The 19,505-nt window shown below is 71.7% G+C and carries 20 protein-coding genes; 12 read left to right on the plus strand and 8 right to left on the minus strand.

The features are described 5' to 3' along the window. Positions 1–821, minus strand: an 821-nt coding sequence (locus DY240_RS17950; protein ID WP_147375381.1) for an AfsR/SARP family transcriptional regulator, incomplete at its 3' end; no start/stop codon positions are given. A gap of 105 nt (positions 822–926) precedes the next feature. Between DY240_RS17950 and DY240_RS17955 the strand changes: the two genes are divergently transcribed. After that, positions 927–1,475, plus strand: coding sequence for a dihydrofolate reductase family protein (locus tag DY240_RS17955; RefSeq protein WP_119661215.1), 549 nt, complete (start codon positions 927–929; stop codon positions 1,473–1,475). A gap of 211 nt (positions 1,476–1,686) precedes the next feature. Further along, a complete protein-coding gene (locus DY240_RS17960; RefSeq protein WP_158602900.1) occupies positions 1,687–3,444 on the plus strand; it encodes a sialidase family protein in 1,758 nt (585 codons plus the stop codon). A gap of 56 nt (positions 3,445–3,500) precedes the next feature. Here the strand turns inward: DY240_RS17960 and DY240_RS17965 are convergent, their stop codons facing one another. Both DY240_RS17965 and DY240_RS17970 read right to left on the minus strand, forming a co-directional pair. Further along, positions 3,501–4,097 carry a gamma carbonic anhydrase family protein gene (locus DY240_RS17965; RefSeq protein ID WP_119661217.1) on the minus strand — a complete coding sequence of 199 codons (597 nt, stop codon included), beginning with the start codon at positions 4,095–4,097 and terminating at the stop codon, positions 3,501–3,503. A gap of 93 nt (positions 4,098–4,190) precedes the next feature. Next, positions 4,191–6,293, minus strand: coding sequence for an RICIN domain-containing protein (locus DY240_RS17970; RefSeq protein ID WP_119661218.1), 2,103 nt, complete (start codon positions 6,291–6,293; stop codon positions 4,191–4,193). Positions 6,294–6,426: 133 nt separating this feature from the next. On the opposite strand from DY240_RS17970, the gene DY240_RS17975 reads away from it, so the two are divergent. The 9 genes from DY240_RS17975 to DY240_RS18020 all read left to right on the plus strand — a co-directional run bounded on the left by DY240_RS17975 (position 6,427) and on the right by DY240_RS18020 (position 15,405). Next, positions 6,427–7,449, plus strand: coding sequence for a LacI family DNA-binding transcriptional regulator (locus DY240_RS17975; protein WP_119661232.1), 1,023 nt, complete (start codon positions 6,427–6,429; stop codon positions 7,447–7,449). A 132-nt stretch (positions 7,450–7,581) separates the two neighbouring features. Then, a complete protein-coding gene (locus DY240_RS17980) occupies positions 7,582–8,859 on the plus strand; it encodes an ABC transporter substrate-binding protein (protein WP_119661219.1) in 1,278 nt (425 codons plus the stop codon). Positions 8,860–8,864: 5 nt separating this feature from the next. Next, positions 8,865–9,833: a carbohydrate ABC transporter permease gene (locus DY240_RS17985; RefSeq protein WP_119661220.1), complete on the plus strand. Its 969-nt coding sequence runs from the start codon at positions 8,865–8,867 to the stop codon at positions 9,831–9,833. Positions 9,834–9,868: 35 nt separating this feature from the next. Then, complete coding sequence (locus DY240_RS17990; protein ID WP_119661233.1) at positions 9,869–10,657, plus strand: carbohydrate ABC transporter permease; 789 nt, start codon at positions 9,869–9,871, stop codon at positions 10,655–10,657. Then, entirely contained in the window at positions 10,654–11,919 is a 1,266-nt protein-coding gene (locus DY240_RS17995) for a family 1 glycosylhydrolase (RefSeq protein ID WP_119661221.1), read from the plus strand. Before DY240_RS17990 ends, DY240_RS17995 begins: the two co-directional genes overlap by 4 nt. Then, positions 11,920–13,431 (plus strand): arabinosylfuranosidase ArfA, encoded by a 1,512-nt coding sequence (gene arfA / locus DY240_RS18000; protein WP_119661222.1) that lies wholly within the window; start codon positions 11,920–11,922, stop codon positions 13,429–13,431. Between the two features lie 31 nt (positions 13,432–13,462). Beyond that, positions 13,463–13,750, plus strand: a complete 288-nt coding sequence (locus DY240_RS18005; protein WP_119661223.1) for an antibiotic biosynthesis monooxygenase — start codon at positions 13,463–13,465, stop codon at positions 13,748–13,750. A gap of 420 nt (positions 13,751–14,170) precedes the next feature. Next, complete coding sequence (locus DY240_RS18015; RefSeq protein WP_119661225.1) at positions 14,171–14,914, plus strand: SOS response-associated peptidase; 744 nt, start codon at positions 14,171–14,173, stop codon at positions 14,912–14,914. A gap of 80 nt (positions 14,915–14,994) precedes the next feature. Continuing rightward, positions 14,995–15,405, plus strand: a complete 411-nt coding sequence (locus tag DY240_RS18020) for a DUF7144 family membrane protein (RefSeq protein ID WP_119661226.1) — start codon at positions 14,995–14,997, stop codon at positions 15,403–15,405. A gap of 11 nt (positions 15,406–15,416) precedes the next feature. On the opposite strand, the gene DY240_RS18025 is transcribed toward DY240_RS18020, so the two are convergent. Continuing rightward, the gene (locus DY240_RS18025) at positions 15,417–16,163 is read right to left on the minus strand and encodes a metallophosphoesterase (protein WP_119661227.1); all 747 of its coding nucleotides are present in this window, start codon (positions 16,161–16,163) and stop codon (positions 15,417–15,419) included. Between the two features lie 108 nt (positions 16,164–16,271). Between DY240_RS18025 and DY240_RS18030 the strand changes: the two genes are divergently transcribed. Beyond that, positions 16,272–16,460, plus strand: coding sequence for a hypothetical protein (locus tag DY240_RS18030; RefSeq protein WP_119661228.1), 189 nt, complete (start codon positions 16,272–16,274; stop codon positions 16,458–16,460). Here the strand turns inward: DY240_RS18030 and DY240_RS18035 are convergent. From DY240_RS18035 to DY240_RS18050, 4 genes are all read right to left on the minus strand, one after another. Continuing rightward, on the minus strand, positions 16,457–16,636 hold the full coding sequence (locus DY240_RS18035) for a hypothetical protein (protein WP_119661229.1): 180 nt from the start codon (positions 16,634–16,636) through the stop codon (positions 16,457–16,459). The two genes, DY240_RS18030 and DY240_RS18035, sit on opposite strands and share 4 nt — an antisense overlap. 72 nt (positions 16,637–16,708) lie before the next feature. Continuing rightward, complete coding sequence (locus DY240_RS18040; RefSeq protein ID WP_119661230.1) at positions 16,709–18,163, minus strand: MFS transporter; 1,455 nt, start codon at positions 18,161–18,163, stop codon at positions 16,709–16,711. Between the two features lie 134 nt (positions 18,164–18,297). After that, positions 18,298–19,113, minus strand: coding sequence for a mycofactocin-coupled SDR family oxidoreductase (locus tag DY240_RS18045; RefSeq protein ID WP_119661231.1), 816 nt, complete (start codon positions 19,111–19,113; stop codon positions 18,298–18,300). A gap of 64 nt (positions 19,114–19,177) precedes the next feature. After that, positions 19,178–19,505 (minus strand): serine hydrolase (locus DY240_RS18050; RefSeq protein WP_147375382.1); only part of this gene is annotated, 328 nt, incomplete at its 5' end.

The following is a 19,505-nucleotide window of genomic DNA, read 5'->3' on the forward strand; positions in this document are numbered from 1 at the left end:
GAGCCGGCCGGCAGCTGGGCCGGCGGCTCGGCCGTGGGCGGTGTGGCCGGCGCGGCCGCCCGCGCGGACGGCGTGGGCTCGAGCAGCTCCGGGTCGCCGGCCAGCATCCGCTGGTGCAGCTGCGTCGCCTCGGCGCCGGGGTCGATGCCGAGGTCGTCGCGCAGCACGGCGACCAGGCGGGCGAACGTCGCGAGCGCCTCGCCCTGTTGACCGGTGCGGTAGAGCGCGAGCATCAGGTGGCACCAGGTGTGTTCCCGCCATGGATGCTCCGTCGTCAGACGCCGCAGCGACGCGACGAACGCGTCGTCGACGTCGCCGGCCAGCAGCCGCAGCTCGTTGCGTCGCTCGGCCACGTTGAGCACCTCGTCGAGCAGTGCCGGCGCCTCGGCGTCGACGAGCTGCTCCGCGGCCAGGCCCGACAGGGGAGCGCCGGTCCAGAGGTCGAGCGCCTGCGTCAGCGCCGCCAGCTCCTCCCGCGTCGATTCGGCGCCGGTGCCCACAAGGCGGCGGAAGCGGTAGAGATCCACCTGGTCCGGCTCGAGGTCCAGCCGCAGCCCGTCGCCGTAGGCGACCACCGCCTCGCGCCCGAGCACGTCGCGCAGCCGGGACGCGTACGTCTGGATCGCCCGTCGCGAGTTGGCCGGCAGCTCCGCCTCGGACCAGAGCAGCTCGGTGATCGCGCCGTAGGACACCGGCGCGTTCAGCCGGAGCGCGAGTGCTGCCAGCAGCGCGGCGGGACGCCGGGCCAGCGGCACGGGCTCCCCGTCGCGGAGCAGCTCGAACGGGCCCAGCAGTCGGACGACGACCACCGGCTTTGGCACAGGGTCGAGGGTACCGGCGGCCGCGGCGCACTATCGTCGTCTCCACCGTTCCGCCGGGCACGGGCCGGAACATCCCCACGACACAGCCCGGGTAAGGAGCCGACCATGCGACCTCTGATCGTCTTCAGCGACGTCACCCTCGACGGCTTCATGGCCGGACCCGCCAACGACCTCGACTTCCTCGTCGACGACGCCAGGCTGGAAGAGGAGTTCACCGGCCGGCTGCGCGCCGTCGCCGACACCATCGTCTTCGGGCGTTCGTCGTTCGCCCCGTCGGCGGCGTACTGGATGGCCGCCGAGGGCGAGCTCGCCGGCTGGATGAACACGACGCCCAAGGTCATCCTGTCCACCGACCACACGGTCGACGTGAGCGCCTGGACGAACGCGACCCTGGCCGCCGGCGACGGCGTCGAGCAGGTCAGGCGACTCAAGGAGTCCGACGGCGGCGGCATCGTCGCGTTCGGCGGCGTGCGCACCGTCGGCTCGCTCGTCGCCGCCGGCCTGGTCGACGAGTACTGGCTGAAGATCAACCCGGTGGTCGTCGGCCGCGGCAGCTCGATGTTCGCCGGCATCGGCGAACGCCGCGCGCTCACCCTCCGCGACGCCACGACCTACCCGTCCGGCACCATCGCAGCCATCTATACCGCCTCCTGAACGCCCCGGCCGGCCGGCTCTGTGCGTATTGACATGGAATGGCGCTCCATGTCTACTCGCTCAAACGATCTCGGCCGGCCGCGAGCGCGAGCCGAGACACGAAGGCGCTCCGCACGCTGCAGGACTGTCGTAGGTCTGTGACAGACAGGAGGAGTCCATGGTCTCTCGATCACTTCGCGCTCCGGGATCGCCGCGGAGCCTCGTCGCGCTCGTGACCTGTGCGGCGCTCGCGCTGCTCGCGGTCGCGATCGCGCCGGCGAGTCCCGCCGACGCGAACCCGCCGGGACCGTCGCCGCTGGTGGGCCTGGTGAAGCAGCCCAACGCGGCCGACGTCAGGACGTTCGACGACGAGCCGCTGGGCGCCCCGCCGGCCGGCTGCGCCGCACGCGGCGACATCGCCGTCGCCGCGGCCGAGCTCGGCGGGGCGGCGCCCGGCAACCGCGCCGTCCGTCTGCACGACGACACCGCGACGCAGATCGCGGAGCTGACCTGCGCCTACCCGGCGTCGCAGGACAAGGCCGTCGCGTTCCTGTTCGCGCCGGCGCAGTACCGCAACGCGTTCCTGTTCGGCCTCAAGGGCGACACGGCGGCGGGCGGGACGGCGCACGCGTGGTGGTTCAGCCTGACGCCCGTCGCCGGGACCGCCGACGCCGTGCTCAACGTCTACAACGGTTCCGCGTGGCGGCGGCTCGGCCACGTCGAGGGCGCGGGAACGCCGGGCACCTTCACCCCCGTGACGGTGTCCGCCACCGCCGACGCGGCGCAGGTGCGCATCGGCGACCGGAGCTTCTTCACCGACATCCGCCGTGCCGCCACGGTGAACCTGACCGACGTCGTCGTGTCCAGCGGTGGCACCTCGCTGACCGGCATGGACTTCTACGTCGACGACCTCGCCGTCGGGACCGAGCTGACGCACCCGCCGATCGACCCGCGCACCGTGATCGCGGTCGAGCCCGCCGGCTGGGCGCCGCGCTTCCCGGACATCGTCCGGCTCGACGACGGCCGGCTCATGGTCACCTACTACTCCGGCCGCGGGCACACCGACGCCGAGGGGCACATCAGGGTCACCGAGAGCAGCGACAACGGCGAGACCTGGACGCCGCCGCGCACCGTCGTGTCCGGCGAGGTCGGCTTCGACCAGCGCGACCCGAAGATCACCCAGCTCTCCGACGGGACGATCCTGCTGAACTACTTCATCACCCACTGGGCCGACCCGTGCTGCAACGTGCGCACCCAGCTGGGCACGCACGTCGTCCGGTCCGTCGACGGCGGCCGGACCTGGAGCGACCCCGTCTGGGTCAGCACGATGATGAGCTGCAGCCAGCCGCCCCCGGCCGGCGGATGCGGCGGCGACAGCGGCTGGTCGGCCAGCCACGGCTCGCTGGTCGAGCTCGCCAACGGCGACGTGCTGGCGCCGCTCTACGGGACGACGCTCGGCGATCCGCGGCAGCGCGCCACCGTGGTCCGCAGTACCGACGGCGGCCGGACGTGGGACCTCGACAGCGAGGTCACCATCGCGGTGAGCGACGCGTTCCACTACCAGGAGCCCAACCTCACCGTCCTGCCCAGCGGCGAGATCGTCGCCGGCATCAGGACGACGTCGAGCCCGCAGGTGATCTATGTGTCCCGCTCGTTCGACGACGGGCACACCTGGACCACGCCGGAACCGACCGACATCCCCGGCTCGTCGCACCACCAGTTGCTGCGCGACGACGGCAGCCTGCTGCTCACCTTCGGCGACGTCGCCCGCGGGGTGCCCGGGCGGCCGACGTCCGGCGTCCTCATCCCCGACGCCTCCGGGGACTGGAGCGGGCACCGGAAGGTCCCGATCTACGACGCCGGCAACTCCGACCAGGCCAACCCGTCGAGCATCGAGCTCGCTCCGGGCGAGTTCCTCACCCTGGGCTACGACGTCACCAGCGGAACGCTCTACGGCGTGCACACGGAGGTGGACGACTACCTCGACTGACCCCGGCGGTCCCGGCCGCCCGCTCGGGGCGAACCCCGTGACGGGCGGCCGGCCGACTACTCGATGATCGCGTCGTCGATGTGGCGGCCGAAGACCTCGCCGTAGATGGCGGTCATCCTGCCCATGGTGAGCTCGTCGCGGGGCACGTCGAACAGCGTGCCCGGGAAGTCGAGTGCTCTGAGCTTCGGCCAGTACTCGTCGTGAGCGCCCGGCGGGTACAGCTCGGCGGGGTCGCCGACCGCGATCCAGCCGATCGGCACGGTCTCGCCGGTCGGCACCCGGGTGTTGACGTGGACGACCGCGTTGATGCGCACTTCGGCGCCGCGTTCGATGCGGGCTCCCGGAAAGACGGACACGCCCGTGGCGAGGAACACATCGCCCTCGACGGTCGCCCCGTTGAGGTGCGCATGCGGTCCCACCAGGACGTTCTCGCCGAGTGACAGCGGGAAGCCCGACCGCCCGCGCAGCACCGCGTTCTCCATGACGACGCAGTTGTCGCCGAGCTGGACCGGCCCGCCGTCGTCGGTCAGCACGGCGCCGAAGAGGATGCGGCAGCTCTCACCGACCCGGACGTCGCCCGACAGGACGGCCGTCGGTGCGACGTACGCCGACGCTGCGACGGCCGGACGCCTGCCATCGTGCTCGATCAACATGGGCGGCTCCCTCCCGCCCATGATCATCAACCTTCCGGGCTGCCATGGCAACGCAGAAGGTTGATGATCATGGTGCGATGCGGTGCGGGAGTCCTACTGGATGCCCTCGCGGACCAGGCGCCAGTGCTGGCACTGGCACGTGGTGGTCATCCATTGCTGGGCGACGGCGCCGTCGGCCGTGGAGCCGCCGGCGATCTCCAGGCTCTTGCCGCTGTTGGCGTTGACCAGGCGCCACCAGCCGCCGGTCACCGGCGTCGGAACCCAGGTCTGGGTGGCGTGACCGGTCGGGCCCCACTGCACGGCCTGGACGCCGTCACCGGTGGCGGCGTTCGGGATCTCCAGCAGCTTCCCGCTGTTCGCGTTGGCCAGCTGGACGCCGCCGGTCACGGTCCGCAGGTTCCACACCTGGGTGGCGTGGTTCGTGTCGCCCCACTGGCCGGCGCCGGCGCCGTCGGTCGTCAGCGCCGACAGGATCTCCAGGAACTTGCTGCTGGTCCGGTTGACGACGCGGAACTGCGGGTCCAGCGCGGCCGACGTCCGGTAGACGTGCAGCACGTCGAGCTCGGCGAACGAGGTCGCCTTGGTGAACGTGATCGTGTTGACGCCGGCGTTCAGGTTCACGGTGTGCTGGGCCCAGAGGTAGCGGCCCCAGTCCACCGTCGGCGGGTAGGAGATCGTCGTCGCCGCACCGCCGTTGACGCTGACGGCGTGGGTGCTGGTGCTGCCCATGCCATTGGCGTAGCGGACGTTGAGGCGGTACGACCCCGCCGCCGGCACCCGGACGGTGAACGTCACCGAACTGCCGGCGTTGTTGATGTTGCCGACCTTCTGGCCGTTCGAGGCGTCGTGATGGGTGACCAGAGTGGCGTCGGTGCGGGCGGCCCGCTCGGCCTCGTACTGTTGGGCGTCCAGCGGGATCGTTCCGACGCGGACGTCGTTGTAGGTGGTCGACGGGTTCTCGACGTTCGTCGCGTGGACCAGCGTGCGGCCGTCGACGCTGGTGTCGAAGCCCTGTGCGAAGCCGCTGAACGCGCCGCCCTGCGTGTCGGTGGAGTCGTAGGTGACCGCGTACGGCAGCCGCTCCCACGGCCCCTCGCCGAGGTTGTAGTTGACGTAGAAGTGCTGGCCGGTGTTGATGGTGCCGGCGGCGTCCAGCGACCACTTCGACGACACGATCACCATGCCGTTCGGCCCGCCACCGGGCACCCAGCGGACGAACGGCGACGACCCGATGCCGCGGCCGTCGGCCAGCCGGATGGGCGTGCCGATGCTGGACTCCGGGCTCCAGTTCAGGCCGTCGGGGGAGATCTTGTAATAGACCGGGGCGGTGTTCAGGCTCTGGCTGGGCCGGTTCACCACCTCGAACGTCGCCAGGTAGCGGCCGTCGGGCAGCTTGGTGACGGTGATCATGCCCGGGCGGTCGCTGGTGTTCGGCGGCGCCGACACGTTCACCAGCGGACCCCAGGTCTGCCCGCCGTCGGTGGAGCGCCGGTACGACACCGCCTGCAGCACGCCGTTGGCCTTCTGCCGCTCGTCGGAGAAGTACGCGACCAGCCCGCCCTGGCCGTCGACGGCCAACGCGGGCTCCCAGACCGTGGTGGTGGTCGACGTGGGGCTGGGGTCGTAGATCGCGGGCCCGCCGGTGTCGATGGTGCTCAGGTAGGACCACGTGACGCCGCGGTCCTGGCTCTTGTAGACGACCAGCCGGCTGCTCGAGCGGTCCGCCGGCATGATCATCCCGGCCAGCAGGATGGTGCCGGCCGGCAGCGAGCCGACCTGCTGCGGCAGCTCGTACAGGAACGGCTGCGCGGTGCGGGTCAGCGACGGGAAGGTGGCGCTGGGTGCGACGTCGGCGATCTTCGTCCAGCTGGTGCCGTCGTCGGTGCTGCGGTGGATGGGGTAGACCTGGACGCCGCCGACGAGCACCAGCTGGTCGTACGTCACCAGCTGGGTGCCGTTGGCGGTGCCGTTGTGCTTGAGCGTGATGACCTTCGCGTAAGTGGTGCCGACGGGCCGGTTGCCTTCGGGGTCGAAGGACGTGCCGGCGGCGGGGGAGTAGACGAGGGCGCCGTTGCCGGTCGTGACGGCGGTGGCGGTGCGATCGGGTGCGGCGGCCAGGGCGGCCGCGGCCAGTGCGGCGACGGCGGCGAGGGCGGCCAGCGCACGGCGGCGTGGGCTGCGGACAACGGTGGACATGACTCTCCTCTGATGGGTGCGGGCGCAGTCATGCAACGTTGTACGGTCAGACGATCGTACAACGTTGTAACACCGGTGTTGCTGGCAACCTTAGAGTTGTGTCGCCGGCGGTGTCAACGATTACGGTGTGCTCATGACAGCGACGCTGCGTGATGTCGCCCGGCTCGCGGGCGTGTCGTTCAAGACGGTGTCGAACGTGGTCAACGACCATCCGTACGTCTCCGACACCACGCGCGCCAAGGTGCAGGCCGCCATCGACGAGCTGGGCTACCGGCCCAACCGCCAGGCGCGCAGCCTGCGCTCCGGCCGCACCGGCGCCATCGGCCTCGCCGTGCCGGAACTGAGCCTGGCCTACTTCGCCCAGCTGGCCGACGAGGTCATCACCGCGGCCGAGCAGCGCGACGTCGTCGTCGTCATCGAGCAGACCGGCGGCGACCGCCGGCGCGAGCTGGACGTCCTGACCGGCTCGCGGCGGCAGATGACCGACGGGCTGCTGTTCAGCCCGCTCGGCCTGAGCAACGACGACGGCGGGCTGCTCGCCGTCGACTTCCCGCTGGTGCTGCTGGGCGAGCGCATCTTCGACGGCCCGGTCGACCACGTCACGATGGAGAACGTCGATGCCGCGCGGGCGGCCACCGAGCACCTGCTCGACCTCGGCCGGCGGCGCGTCGCCGCGCTCGGCGCGCACGAGGGCGAGGTCATCGGCTCGGCCGGGCTGCGGCTCCGGGGCTACCGCGCGGCCCTCGAGGCGCGCGGCATCGCCTACGACGAGGCGCTGGTCGTCGACGCGGGCCCGTGGCACCGCATCAACGGCGCCGAGGCCATGCGGGCGCTGCTCGAGCGCGGCGTCGAGTTCGATGCCGTCTTCGCGCTCAACGACGAGCTGGCGCTCGGCGCGCTGCGGGTCATGCAGGAGGAGGGCATCCGGGTGCCGGCGGACGTCGCGATCATCGGCTTCGACGACGTCGACGAGGGCAAGTACTCGCTGCCCAGCCTGAGCACCGTCGACCCCGGCCGGCGCGAGATCGCCCGGCTGGCCGTCGAGGTGCTGCTCGAGCGCATCGAGAACGGCTCCGAGGCGCCGCGCCGCGAGCTGCGCTCGGCCTATCGCATCGTCGAGCGCGAGTCGACGGCCGTCCTCCAGCCGCAGGGCTGAGTCCGCTTGACATCTCCCGCCGCGTTCCCCATGCTGAACCTTACAACGTTGTAAGGTCATGATCATCGCATCGCTGCTGATCAGCGCCCCGTGCAGACAGAGCAGTCCCGCATCGGAGAAGGAACCAGACCCATGACACGCAACCGCTTCACCCTGGGGCTCACCATTGCCTTGGCCCCTGTCGCGGTCGTCACCGCTTGCTCCGGCGACGGCGACGACTCCGGCGGTGCCTCCGCCGACGGCCCCGTCGAGCTCACCTTCTGGCACGGGTACACCGAGGCCGACGGCGACGTGCTCGAGCAGATCGTGGACGACTTCAACGCCTCGCAGGACGAGGTCGTGATCAGCACCGAGATCAACCCGTGGGACGTCATCGACGACACGCTGCTGCCCGCGCTGTCGGCCGGGAACGGCCCGGACATCGTCGCGATGCCGGCCGAGCGCCTGCCGGTCTACGCCGACCGCGGCGCGTTCGTCGAGCTCGACGAGTTCTACGACGACCCCGAGAGCAACACCGCGGAGCTCAACCCGGGCGCCGTCGACATGGTCACCGTCGAGGGGACCCGCTACGGCGTCCCGACCGGCTTCGTCCCGCTGGCGATGTTCTACAACAAGGCGCTGTTCGCCGCTGCCGGCATCACCGAGCCGCCGGCGACCTGGGACGACTGGGTCGAGACCGCCCGCGCGCTCACCGTCGACCAGAACGGCGACGGCACGCCGGAGCAGTACGGCGTGGCGATCCCGGACCACGCGACGGTCGCCAACGGCGTCTGGCCCAGCCTCTTCTACGGTGGCGGCGGCGACATCGTCGAGGGCGGCACGGACGTCGTCATCGACTCGCCGGAGAACCGCGCGACGCTGGAGTTCTGGTACCAGGCCATCGCGGTCGACAAGATCTCGCCCACCGGGGTCGACGGCATCGCCGGCGACGGCCTGTTCAGCAGCGGCAAGGCCGCGATGTACCTGGGCGGGCCCTGGATGGCGTCGATCTCCGAGGAGAACGGCATCGACTACGGCATCGCGCCGGTCCCGGCCGGCCCGGAGGCGCAGGCCGCGTCGGCCATCGGCGTCTCGATGGCCATCACCGAGCAGGCCGGCGACGACGCCGTCGAGGCGGCGCAGCGGTTCTTCAGCTACTTCCTCGACCAGGAGAACGCGGTCACGTGGTCGCTGGGCTCGGGCTGGCCGCCGCTGCGCACCGACGTCCCCGCCGACGCCGTCGCCGAGAACCCGGTGGTCGCGGCGCTGACCGAGCAGGCCGAGTTCGGCCGGCCGCTGCTGCCGGGCGTGGTGAACAGCGTCGACGTGCTCACCGCCGTCGACGAGCTGACCCAGCGGGCGATGGCCGGCGAGGACATCGGCACCCTGCTGTCCGAGGCGCAGGCCGAGATCGAATCGGCCGTCGGGTAGGTCTCGTGTCCCTCACCGCACCACGCAAGCGCTACCGGCCGCCCGCACCTCTGGGCGGGCGGCGGGTGGCGCCCGGCGCCGGACGGGGCGGGCCCGGCCGGTCCGGGCGCCGCAACGCGACGGCGCTGGCCTTCCTCGGCCCGGCCCTGATCGTCCTCACCGTCTTCGTCGCCTGGCCGATGTTGTCGGCGCTGCGGACGTCGTTCACCGACGCCAGCGGCTTCGGGGAGGCGGAGTGGGTCGGCTTCGACAACTACGTCGAGGTGTTCACCGACCCCGACCTGCTGAACGCCGTCCTGAACACGCTCTGGTACACGGTGCTGTTCACCCCGACGGCGGTGATCGCGGCGCTGGCGCTGGCGCTGGTGTTGAACAGCCCGGCGCTGCCGTTCCGCGGGCTCTTCCGCACCGCGCTCTTCCTGCCGTTCGTGGTGTCGCTGGCGGTGGCCGCCTACGCGTGGACGTACCTCATCGACCCGCAGGTCGGGCTGCTGAACCACTGGCTGGGCGGCGTCGGGCTGCAGCTGGGCAACGTCCTCGAGGACCCGCAGCTGGCGATGCCTGCGGTCGCGCTGGTCGCCGTCTGGAAGAACTTCGGCTTCTACCTGGTGATCTTCCTGGCCGGGCTGCAGGACATCCCCGGCACGCTGTACGAGGCGGCCAAGGTCGACGGCGCCGGCCCGTGGCGGCGGTTCACCAACGTGACGCTCCCGCTGCTGTCCAACACGATGGCCTTCGTCGTGGTGTTCGCGATGATCGCGGCGCTGCAGGCGTTCGACCAGATCTACGTGATGACCGGCGGCGGGCCGTACGGCAACACCCAGACCATCGTCATGGAGATCTACGAGTCCGGCTTCCGCAGGCTCGAGCTCGGTTTCGCCTCGGCGCTGTCCTACGTGTTGCTGGTCGCGACGCTGCTGCTCAGCATCGTCCAGTTCGTGTTCTTCGGCCGCCGAGAGAAGGACGCCCAGTGATCGCCCGCATCCGGCCCGGCACCGTCCTGGGCACGATGGCGATGCTCGCCGTCACCGCCGCCGTGCTGCTGCCGCTGGCCATCATCGTGCTCACCGCGTTCAAACCGGTGTCGGAGGTGAACGCGTTCCCGCCCACCCTGCTGCCGCAGGACTGGACGCTGGACAACCTCACCCGCATCGTCGACGAGCTGCCGTTCGCCCGGCTGGTGCTGAACAGTTTCCTGTTCGCCGGCGGGGTGACGGTGTTCGCGCTGGTCTTCGACTCGCTGGCGGCGTACGCGCTGGCCCGGATCGACTTCACCGGCCGGCGGACGCTGCTGATCGCGATCATCGCGACGCTGATGATCCCCTTCCAGGCGACGCTGGTCCCCGTGTACCAGCTGGTCAGCGACCTCGGCTGGGTGAACACGTTTGCCGGGCTGATCGCGCCACGGGCCGCCGACGCGTTCGGCATCTTCTTCCTGCGGCAGTTCTTCCTGGCGCTGCCGCGCGACCTCGACAACGCCGCCCGCATCGACGGCGCGTCGGAGTTCCGGATCCTCCGCAGCATCGTCCTGCCCAACGCGATCCCGGCGCTGCTGACGCTGGCGATCTTCACCTTCGTCAACAACTGGAACGACCTGCTCTGGCCGCTGATCTTCACCACCGAGCGCGAGATGGGCACCATCACGTCCGGGCTGACGCTGCTGACCGGGCCGGGCGGCATCGTGCCGTACGGCGTCATGATGGCCGGCGCCCTGGTGGCGATCCTGCCGCTGGTCATCGCGTTCCTGCTGGTGCAGCGGCGGTTCATCGAGAGCATCGCGACGACGGGGCTGAAATGACGACGTCCTGGCACACCGACGGAGCGCTGCACTTCGCGCTGGGCGTCGAGGACACGTTCGTGCCGCAGGAGCGGGCGGGTGAGCGGGCCATCGACGAGTACGAGCTCACTCAGCACTACGAGTTCTGGTCCGGCGACCTCGGTCTGGCCGCGTCGGCCGGCGCGACGCTGCTGCGCTGGGGCGTGCCGTGGTACCGGGTGAACCCGGCCAAGGGCGAGTGGGACTGGTCGTGGCTGGACCGCGTCATGGACCGCTTCGCCGCGCTCGAGCTGCGCCCGATCGTCGACCTGCTGCACTACGGCACGCCGCTGTGGCTGGACGGCCAGTTCGCCCACCCCGACTATCCGGAGCACGTCGCGGAGTACTCGGCGCGGGTCGCCGAGCGCTACGCCGACCGCGTCACCGACTACACGCCGGTGAACGAGCCGATGATCCACGCGCTGTTCTCCGGCGAGTACGCGTACTGGCCGCCGTACCTGTCCGGCCCCGGCGGTCTGGTGACGATGGTGCGCCAGCTGGCCCGCGGGTTCGTGCTCGCCCAGCGGGCGATGCGCGACGTGCTGGGGGAGCGCGGCGTGTTCGTGCACGTCGACGCCGGCATGCGGTACGCCGGCGACGACCTGCCGCTGATCGAGCGGCTGCGCCACCAGGTGCACCTGGTCGAGGACCTGGTCACCGGCCGGGTCGACGCCGCGCACCCGATGGCGCCGTTCCTGCTGGAGCACGGCTTCGGCGACGACGACCTCGGCTGGTTCGCCGCCGACCCCGCGCCGCCCGACGTCATGGGCGTCAACTACTACCCGCGGCACTCCACCGAGATCGTGTCGGTGGACGACCCGCACCGCGGCGGCTTCGCCGACCCCCGTCCGACCCGGGACGACGGCGTGCTGGGCCTGGAGGAGCTGCTCCGTTCTGCCTGGGAGCGGTACGGCGTCCCGGTCGCGCTGACCGAGACCTGCGTCACCGGCTCGGTCGCCGAGCGGGCAGCCTGGCTGGACGAGTCCGTGGACGCCGTGCGCAGTCTGCGGGCCGGCGGCGTCCCCGTCGTCGCCTACACGTGGTGGCCGGTGTTCGACATGTACGAGTGGACGTACCGCCACTCCGACGCGCCGCGCGAGGCGCACCGGCTGACGATGGGCCTGTGGGAGCTGTCCGAGCGCGACGGCGTCCTGCACCGCGTTCCCACCCCGCTCGTCGACCGGTTCCGGGCGCACGCCCACGACCCGCTCAACGCCGTACCCGTCGAGATCAAGGAGAACTGAGTGCCGCACGCATCGCTGACCATCGACCCGGCCTTCGTCGTCGGTGCCATCGACCGGCGCCTGTTCGGTTCGTTCGTCGAGCACCTGGGGCGCGCGGTGTACGACGGCATCTACGAGCCGGACCACGCGACGGCCGACGAGGACGGGTTCCGCAAGGACGTCATCGAGCTGGTGCGCGAGCTGGGCGTGTCGACCGTCCGCTACCCGGGCGGGAACTTCGTCTCCGGCTACCGCTGGGAGGACGGCGTCGGCCCGCGTGAGCAGCGGCCGCGGAGGCTGGACCTGGCCTGGCACTCGCTCGAGACCAACGAGATCGGCCTCGACGAGTTCGCCCGCTGGTCGGCGAAGGCCGGGACCGAACTGATGCTGGCCGTGAACCTCGGCACCCGCGGCGTCCAGGAGGCGCTGGACCTGCTGGAGTACGCCAACGTCCGGTCCGGCTCGACGCTGTCGGACCTCCGGGTCGCCAACGGCACGCCCGAGCCGCACGGCGTCGTGCTCTGGTGCCTGGGCAACGAGATGGACGGGCCGTGGCAGCTCGGCCACCGCAGCGCCGACGACTACGGCAAGCTGGCCGCCCAGACGGCGCGGGCGATGCGCCAGCTCGACCCCGGCCTGAAGCTGATCGCGTGCGGCAGCTCGAACCGGCAGATGCCGACGTTCGGCGCGTGGGAGCGGACCGTGCTGGAGCACGCGTACGACGAGATCGACTACCTGTCGTGCCACGCGTACTACCACGAGACGCCGGGTGACCTGCCCGGCTTCCTGGCCTCGCCGGTCGACATGGACCGCTTCATCGAGTCCGTCGTCGCGACCATCGACCACGTCCGTGCGCTGCGGCCCGGCCGGCGCCGCGTCGACATCTCCTTCGACGAGTGGAACGTCTGGTACGTCGACCGCTATCACGAGGAGGACAAGGTCACCGACCCGCAGGTCTGGCCGATCGCGCCGCGGATCCTGGAGGACTCCTACACCGTCGCCGACGCCGTCGTGGTGGGCGGGCTGCTGATGTCGCTGCTGCGCCACGCCGACCGCGTGACCGCGGCGAGCATGGCGCAGCTGGTCAACGTCATCGCACCGATCATGACCGAGCCCGGCGGCCCGAGCTGGCGCCAGACCACGTTCTTCCCGTTCGCGACGACGTCCCGGCTGGCTCGTGGTGTGACGCTGTCCGTCGACGTCGCGACGTCGACCTACGAGACGGCGGCGTACGGCGACGTCCCGGTCGTCGACGCCGTGGCGACGCACGACGCGTCGGCGGGAGAGACGGCGGTGTTCCTGGTGAACCGGTCGGTGGACTCGCCCGCGACGGTGTCGGTGGACGTCCGGGGATTGGGTGCCGCCACGGTCGCGGAGGCCGTCACCCTGTGGGACGACGACGTTCATGCCCGCAACACCCTCGACCACCCCGACCGGGTGGGCCTGCGGCCTACGCCGTCGGCCGCCATCGACGGCGGAACGCTGCGGGTGGAGCTCCCGCCGGTGTCGTGGACGGCGGTGTCACTACGCTGACGGGGTCGCCGACCCGCTGAGGAGACCAGACATGACGACGGTGGAGCTCACCCGCTTCCGAGTGCTGCCCGAGAACGCCGACCGCCTGCTCGCCGCCCGGCCCGCCATGCTGGCCGACTTCCGCGCCGACCGCGAGGGCTTCGTCGACGCCATGCTGGTTCGCCTTCCCGGCGACGAGTGGCTCGACATCGTCACCTGGCGTTCGCCCGAGGATTTCGCGGCCTCGCGCGCCAAGGGCGCCAACCTGCCGGGCATCGAGGCGTTCTTCAACGCGATCGCCGAGCTGGTGTCCGCCGAGGAAGGCACCACCGCCCCATGATCATCGGCGATCGCTGGTGCCCGAACGCCAGTGATCGCCGATGGTGACAGCTCTCCACAGGTGGGCGACGGGGACGGGGGCGACCGACGCCGGCGTGTACGCCGGTCACTGGGCACTGGCGTTCGCGGCCAAGGTGCGGCCGGTGGAGTGCGCTCGCGACCTACCCGCCGGCTCGCGGCAGCGCCGCGTAGCCGCGCACCGCGCCATCTGGAGCGATGTCGGCTATCCGGAGTACGGGGGCGAGTTGGACCGCCGCGTCGTCGACACTGGCGACGGTCGCTTCCGCGAGCGCCGCTCCGCTACCGCCACCCCGTCTTCGGCGACGCGTGTTACCTATGGACAGCCATGATCATCGGCGATCGCTGGTGTCCCGCCGCCAGTGATCGCCGATGATCCTGGGCGTCGGGGCACAATGATCCGGTGTGCGGACGGTACGTGGCTGACGCGTCGATCGACGATCTGGCGGCCGAGTTCGACGCCATCGCCGCTGGGTCGGTCGCGGAGCTGATGCCGTCGTACAACGTCGCGCCCACCGACCGCGTCCCCGTCGTGCTGGAACGCACGGACGAGCCGCCCGGGCGCACCCGGCAGCTGCACGCGGCGCGCTGGGGGCTGATCCCGTCGTGGGCGAAGGATCCCGGCGGCGGCGCGACGATGATCAACGCGCGCATCGAGACCGTCGCGGACAAGCCGGCCTTCCGTGGCCCGGTCGCCCGGCGCCGCTGCGTCCTCCCGGCCCGCGGCTACTACGAGTGGCAGCGGGGGAGCGGGCGGGCGAAGCGGCCGTACTTCATCCACTCCGGCGGCGGGCTGCTGGCGATGGCCGGGGTGTTCGAGTGGTGGCGCGACCCTTCCGTGCCGGCGGACGATCCGCGGCGCTGGGTGCTCTCGGCGAGCGTCCTGACGACGACGCCGGTGCCGGGCCTGGCGCACATCCACGACCGGATGCCGGTGCTGCTCTCGGCCGACGTGGTCCCGGACTGGCTGGACCGGCGCAACGAGGACGCCCCGGCGCTGCTGGACCTGGCGCGGTCCGCGGCCGAGCGGGTCGGCGCGTCGCTCGAGGCGCGGCCCGTGGGGCCCGAGGTCGGGAACGTGCGCAACAACCACGCCGGACTGCTCGCCGAGGCGGACCCGGTCCAGCCCGACCTGCTCGGCTCCTGACGGCTCACCCCGAGCGGGTGAGGTCCCCGGCCGGCCGCGGGCGGACCATGAGTCCGACCGACCGCGCGGGGAGGTGCGCCATGACCGGCACACTCAGCACCCAGCCGACCAGACCCGGCTCGTGGGCCGAGGCCGGTGTCAACTTCGCCGCGACGATGATGATCCTGCTCGGCATGTTCCAGGGGCTGGAGGGCCTGACGGCGCTCATCGACGAGAACTTCTATGCCGACGTCCCCGCGTACGCGTATGACATCAGCGTCGGGACCTGGGCCTGGATCCACCTGATCGTCGCGCTCCTGCTCATGATCGCGGGGTTCGCACTGTTCGCCGGGAGCCGGGCCGCGGCCGGTGTCGCGATGGTGCTGGCCGGCCTCGCGGCGATCGCGAACTTCCTCTTCCTCCCGCACTATCCGCTCTGGTCGCTGGTGATCATCGCGCTGTGCGTGTTCGTGATGTGGTCGATCGTCCGCTCCGGCATCTTCGTCCGCTGAGGCGGCGCCGGTCAGGCGTCCAGCGCCACGTGGTGGGTGCGCAGGCCCAGCTCGTCGAGCACGTGGATCAGCAGGCCGGGCGGCTCGGCCGACGGCGTCAGCGGCTCGCCGGTGCGGAAGTCCAGCCGCGGCCGCCACGACAGCGCCGGCGCCGTCACCATCGGCACCGTGCCGTCGAGCAGGGTCGCGATGTGGCGGTGGTCGTGGCCGCAGAGGATCCCGGCGACGACGGGGTACCGGGCCACCACGGCGCGCAGCGCCGCGGCGTCGGTGAGCGGCCACTCGGTGTCGAGCTGGTCGAGGCCGGTGGGGAACGGCGGGTGGTGCAGCGCGACCAGGACCGGCCCGGCCGCCGCCGCCAGCACCTCGTCCAGCCAGTCGAGCTGCGCGGGGCCGAGCGTGCCGGACGAGCTGTCCAGGCCGGCGAGCGTCACCCCGTCGACGGTCTCGGTCCACACCGCCGGCGAACCCGCGCCGGGCGTGCCGCCCAGCAGCCGCGGCAGCTCGTCGCGCAGCACCGCCGGGTCGTCGTGGTTGCCGGCCACCACCAGGCAGCGCACGCCCAGCGGGGCGACCAGCGCGGACAGCCGGCGGTACTCGTCGGCGGTGCCGTGGTCGGTGAGGTCGCCGGTGACGAGCAGCAGCTCCGGCCGGGGCACGACCGAGTCGAGCGCGGCCGGCAGCGACGCCAGCGCCGCGGCGAGTGCGGCGTCGTGGTCGCTGCCCACGTGCGGGTCACTGACATGCGCGAGGATCATGGTCCGCCGATCCTACGGCGCGGGATCCGGGCGCGGCCCGTTTGGGTGTGCGGCGGCCGGGTAGACACCGTCACGACTGTCGACCGACGAACGACCGGAGGAATCCCTGTGACCGGACCCCACGTCCTCAACGACGTACGACGCTGGCTGGTGCAGCCGGGGACCGAGGTGCGGCTGCTGGCCGCGCTGCTCATGAGCGTGCTCGTCATCGCGGGTGGGCTGGTCCTGCTGCAGCACGCGTCCGACGCCGGGACGTCGGGCGGTCCGGCGTCAGCGGGCGCGGGGGCCCAGGACTAGCGCTCGGTGATGCTCCAGCGCCCGACCTCGCGGTAGCCGGAGTCGTAGATCGCCGAACCGTCGCCCGGCGTCAGCTCGTAGTGGTGCAGGTTGCCGCCCCAGTAGCGCAGGATGCGGCCCAGTTCCTTGCCGGCATCGCCGGCCTCGTCGAGCTCGACCTCGAGAACGAACTTCATGCTTCCATCGTCTCATTGAAGTGCTTCTTGAGCCTTGTGCTGGGGCGTGGTGGTGAAGAGCGGCGCCAACCTTCAACGCCCCGGCAGTGGGACCGATGCCGGGTGGCGGTGGCGGACGCCGTGGACCGAGGCGATGACGGCGGTCAGCGCGGCCGCGATGCCGGCGATGACGAACGAGATGACGTAGCCGTCGACCTCGGGGATGGACGTGTTCGCGATCAGCTGGGTCGTCAGGATGGCCGCCGTCGCCGCGCTGGCGACACTGCCGCCGGCCGTGCGGACCAGCGAGTTGATGCCACTGGCGATGCCGCTCTGGGTCATCGGGACGTGCTCGACGGCGAGCGTGCCGAGGGCGGCGTAGGCGATGCCGAAGCCGATGCCCTGCAGCCCGCTGAAGATCATGACGTCGAGCGGGGTGTCGTGGTTCACCGCCAGCCAGACGTAGCTGAGGGCGGCGAACGTCGAGCCGACGGCCAGTGTGAACGCCGCGCCGAGCCGGGCCTCGAACCGTCCGGCCAGGACGGAGAAGAGCAGCATCGTCACGGTGCTCGGCAGCATGTACAGCCCGACGTCGAGGACCGAGCCGGTGAGGCCGTACCCGGCGAGGTCGGACGGCGTCTGGATGAGGTTCGACACCAGCGTGAACGCGGAGAACATCGCGAACCCCAGCAGCACCGACGCCACGTTCGCCGACAGCGACCGCGGCCCCGTGAGCAGCCGCAGGTGCACCAGCGGCTCGCGCACCCGCCGCTCGACCAGCACCCAGACGACGCACAGCACGACGGCGGCGGCGAACAGGCCGAGCGTGCGCTCGTCCGTCCAGCCCCACGAGTTGCCCTGGCTGATCCCCAGCAGCAGGGCGACCAGCCAGCCGGCCAGCAGCACCGCGCCGGCGAGGTCGGGCCGGCCGCCGCGGCGCTCGCCCGCCTCGACGGTGAACAGCAGCACCAGCACCAGCGCGACGGCGCCCATGCCGGCGGAGATCCAGAACACCGGGTGGTGGCTGCGCGTGTGGTCGGCGATGACGCCGGTGACGAGCATGCCCGCGCTGCCGCCGACCCCCATCGTCGCGCTGACGATGCCGATGGCCGACATCACGCGCTCGCGGGGGAAGGTGTCGCGGATGATCCCGATGGCCAGCGGGATGAGCGCCGCGGCGGCGCCCTGCAGCGCGCGGCCGGCGACCAGCACGGCGAGCGAGCCGGACAGCGCGCACACCACCGAGCCCGCGACCAGCAGCGCCATCGTCACGACGATCATGCGCTTCTTGCCGTACATGTCGCCGAACCGCGACAGCAGCGGCGTCGCGACCGCGCCGGCCAGCAGGGTCGCGGTGAACACCCAGGACACCGCCGTGACGGACGTGTCGAACGCCTGCTGCAGCCGGGGGAGCAGCGGCAGCACCAGCGTCTGCTGGAGCGAGACGACGAGGCCGCCCGCGCCGAGCGCCAGCAGCGTGAGCCCCGGAGCCGCGGTCCTGCGGGCCCCGGGGCGATCGTCGACGACGGTGGCGACAGCGTCGGTCATGCGGGCTCCTGCCGTACCGGGAGTGAGTTCAGCCGTGTGGCACGGCGGCGGCGACGTGCTCCGTCAGCCTACCCGATTGGTTGCCTGCTGCAACCATATAACGGTATGCGCCCGCTGGGCGTCACATGCGAGGGTCAGAAGTGCGCGGCACCGCCGTCGATGGAGAGGTGCTCGGCGGAGACGAACGCGGACTCGTCGGAGGCGAGGAACACGACCGCCGCGGCGATCTCCTCCGGCTCCGCGGCCCACTTGGGCAGGAACGGCGTGCCCATCTGGTTGAGCGGCGGGTTGGTCTGGCCGGCCTTCTCCAGCTCCGCCCGCATGTCGCCGGAGCCCATCGGGGTGTTCACCGCGCCGGGGTGGATGCTGTTGACGCGGATGTCGTGCCGGCCCAGTTCGGCGGCGAACGCGCGGGTCATGCCGGTGACGGCGTGCTTGCTCGCGGTGTAGTGGACCATGAACGGCTGCATCTTCGCGCCCGCGTACGAGCTGGTCAGGATGATCGAGCCGCCGCCCGCGGCGATCAGGTGCGGCGCGCCGGCCATGACGGTGTTCCACACGCCGAGCACGTTGGTGTCCATGACCGCGCGGAACTCGTCGACGCTGATCTGGTCCCAGGCGTGCGGGATGCAGATACCGGCGTTGGCGACGACGATGTCCAGCCGGCCCAGCTCACCGGCGGCGCGGTCGACGAACGCCTTCAACGCGTCGTGGTCGCGGACGTCGCCGCGTTCGGCGATGATGCGCCGGTCCTCGGCCTCGACCAGCCGGACGGTCTCGTCGAGGTCCGCCGGCGTGGGGGAGTCGTACGGGACGCCCGGCAGCTCGCCGGCGAGGTCGACGGCGATGATGTCCGCGCCCTCCCTGGCCAGCGCCACGGCGTGCGCACGCCCCTGCCCGCGAGCCGCTCCCGTGACGAAGGCGACCTTGCCCTCGACTCGTCCAGTCATCGTCCGTTCCCTTCTCACCGACCAGGCGAGCGCCTTATGGCACCCAGTGCCATAGTAGTCGGGGTCAGGGGGACGCGAGCAGCTGGAGCCCGGCGCCGTCGACGGCGGCCGCGGTGGCGGACAGGACGGCGACGCCGGTGTCCGCGGCGCGGTCCAGTCCGACCCAGGAGCGGAACCCGCCGGACGCGCCGTTGTGCCAGGTGACCTCGCGGCCGGGAAGGGTCGTGGTGACCCAGCCGGCGCCGATGCGCGTGCGGCCGCCGAAGCGGGCGACCGGATCGAGCGCGGCGACACCGGGCGCCGTCCCGTCGAGCAGCGCCTCGACCAGCCGGGCGAGGTCGCGGATCGAGGCGCGGACGCCGCCGGCGGGGCCGAGCGCGCCGCCGGCCCAC

Origin of the sequence: Jiangella rhizosphaerae, from assembly GCF_003579925.1 — a bacterium.
Classification (GTDB): domain Bacteria; phylum Actinomycetota; class Actinomycetes; order Jiangellales; family Jiangellaceae; genus Jiangella; species Jiangella rhizosphaerae.

Excerpts from the sequence above, each read along its gene's own strand:
- DY240_RS17955 (WP_119661215.1), top strand. The coding sequence starts at position 927 with ATGCGACCTCTGATCGTCTTCAGCGACGTCACCCTCGACGGCTTCATG.
- DY240_RS17975 (WP_119661232.1), top strand. The coding sequence starts at position 6,427 with ATGACAGCGACGCTGCGTGATGTCGCCCGGCTCGCGGGCGTGTCGTTC.
- DY240_RS18005 (WP_119661223.1), top strand. The coding sequence starts at position 13,463 with ATGACGACGGTGGAGCTCACCCGCTTCCGAGTGCTGCCCGAGAACGCC.
- DY240_RS17980 (WP_119661219.1), top strand. The coding sequence starts at position 7,582 with ATGACACGCAACCGCTTCACCCTGGGGCTCACCATTGCCTTGGCCCCT.
- DY240_RS17990 (WP_119661233.1), top strand. The coding sequence starts at position 9,869 with ATGGCGATGCTCGCCGTCACCGCCGCCGTGCTGCTGCCGCTGGCCATC.
- DY240_RS17970 (WP_119661218.1), bottom strand. The coding sequence starts at position 6,293 with ATGTCCACCGTTGTCCGCAGCCCACGCCGCCGTGCGCTGGCCGCCCTC.
- DY240_RS18025 (WP_119661227.1), bottom strand. The coding sequence starts at position 16,163 with ATGATCCTCGCGCATGTCAGTGACCCGCACGTGGGCAGCGACCACGAC.
- DY240_RS18045 (WP_119661231.1), bottom strand. The coding sequence starts at position 19,113 with ATGACTGGACGAGTCGAGGGCAAGGTCGCCTTCGTCACGGGAGCGGCT.
- DY240_RS18040 (WP_119661230.1), bottom strand. The coding sequence starts at position 18,163 with ATGACCGACGCTGTCGCCACCGTCGTCGACGATCGCCCCGGGGCCCGC.
- DY240_RS18035 (WP_119661229.1), bottom strand. The coding sequence starts at position 16,636 with ATGAAGTTCGTTCTCGAGGTCGAGCTCGACGAGGCCGGCGATGCCGGC.
- DY240_RS17995 (WP_119661221.1), top strand. The coding sequence starts at position 10,654 with ATGACGACGTCCTGGCACACCGACGGAGCGCTGCACTTCGCGCTGGGC.
- DY240_RS17965 (WP_119661217.1), bottom strand. The coding sequence starts at position 4,097 with ATGTTGATCGAGCACGATGGCAGGCGTCCGGCCGTCGCAGCGTCGGCG.
- DY240_RS18020 (WP_119661226.1), top strand. The coding sequence starts at position 14,995 with ATGACCGGCACACTCAGCACCCAGCCGACCAGACCCGGCTCGTGGGCC.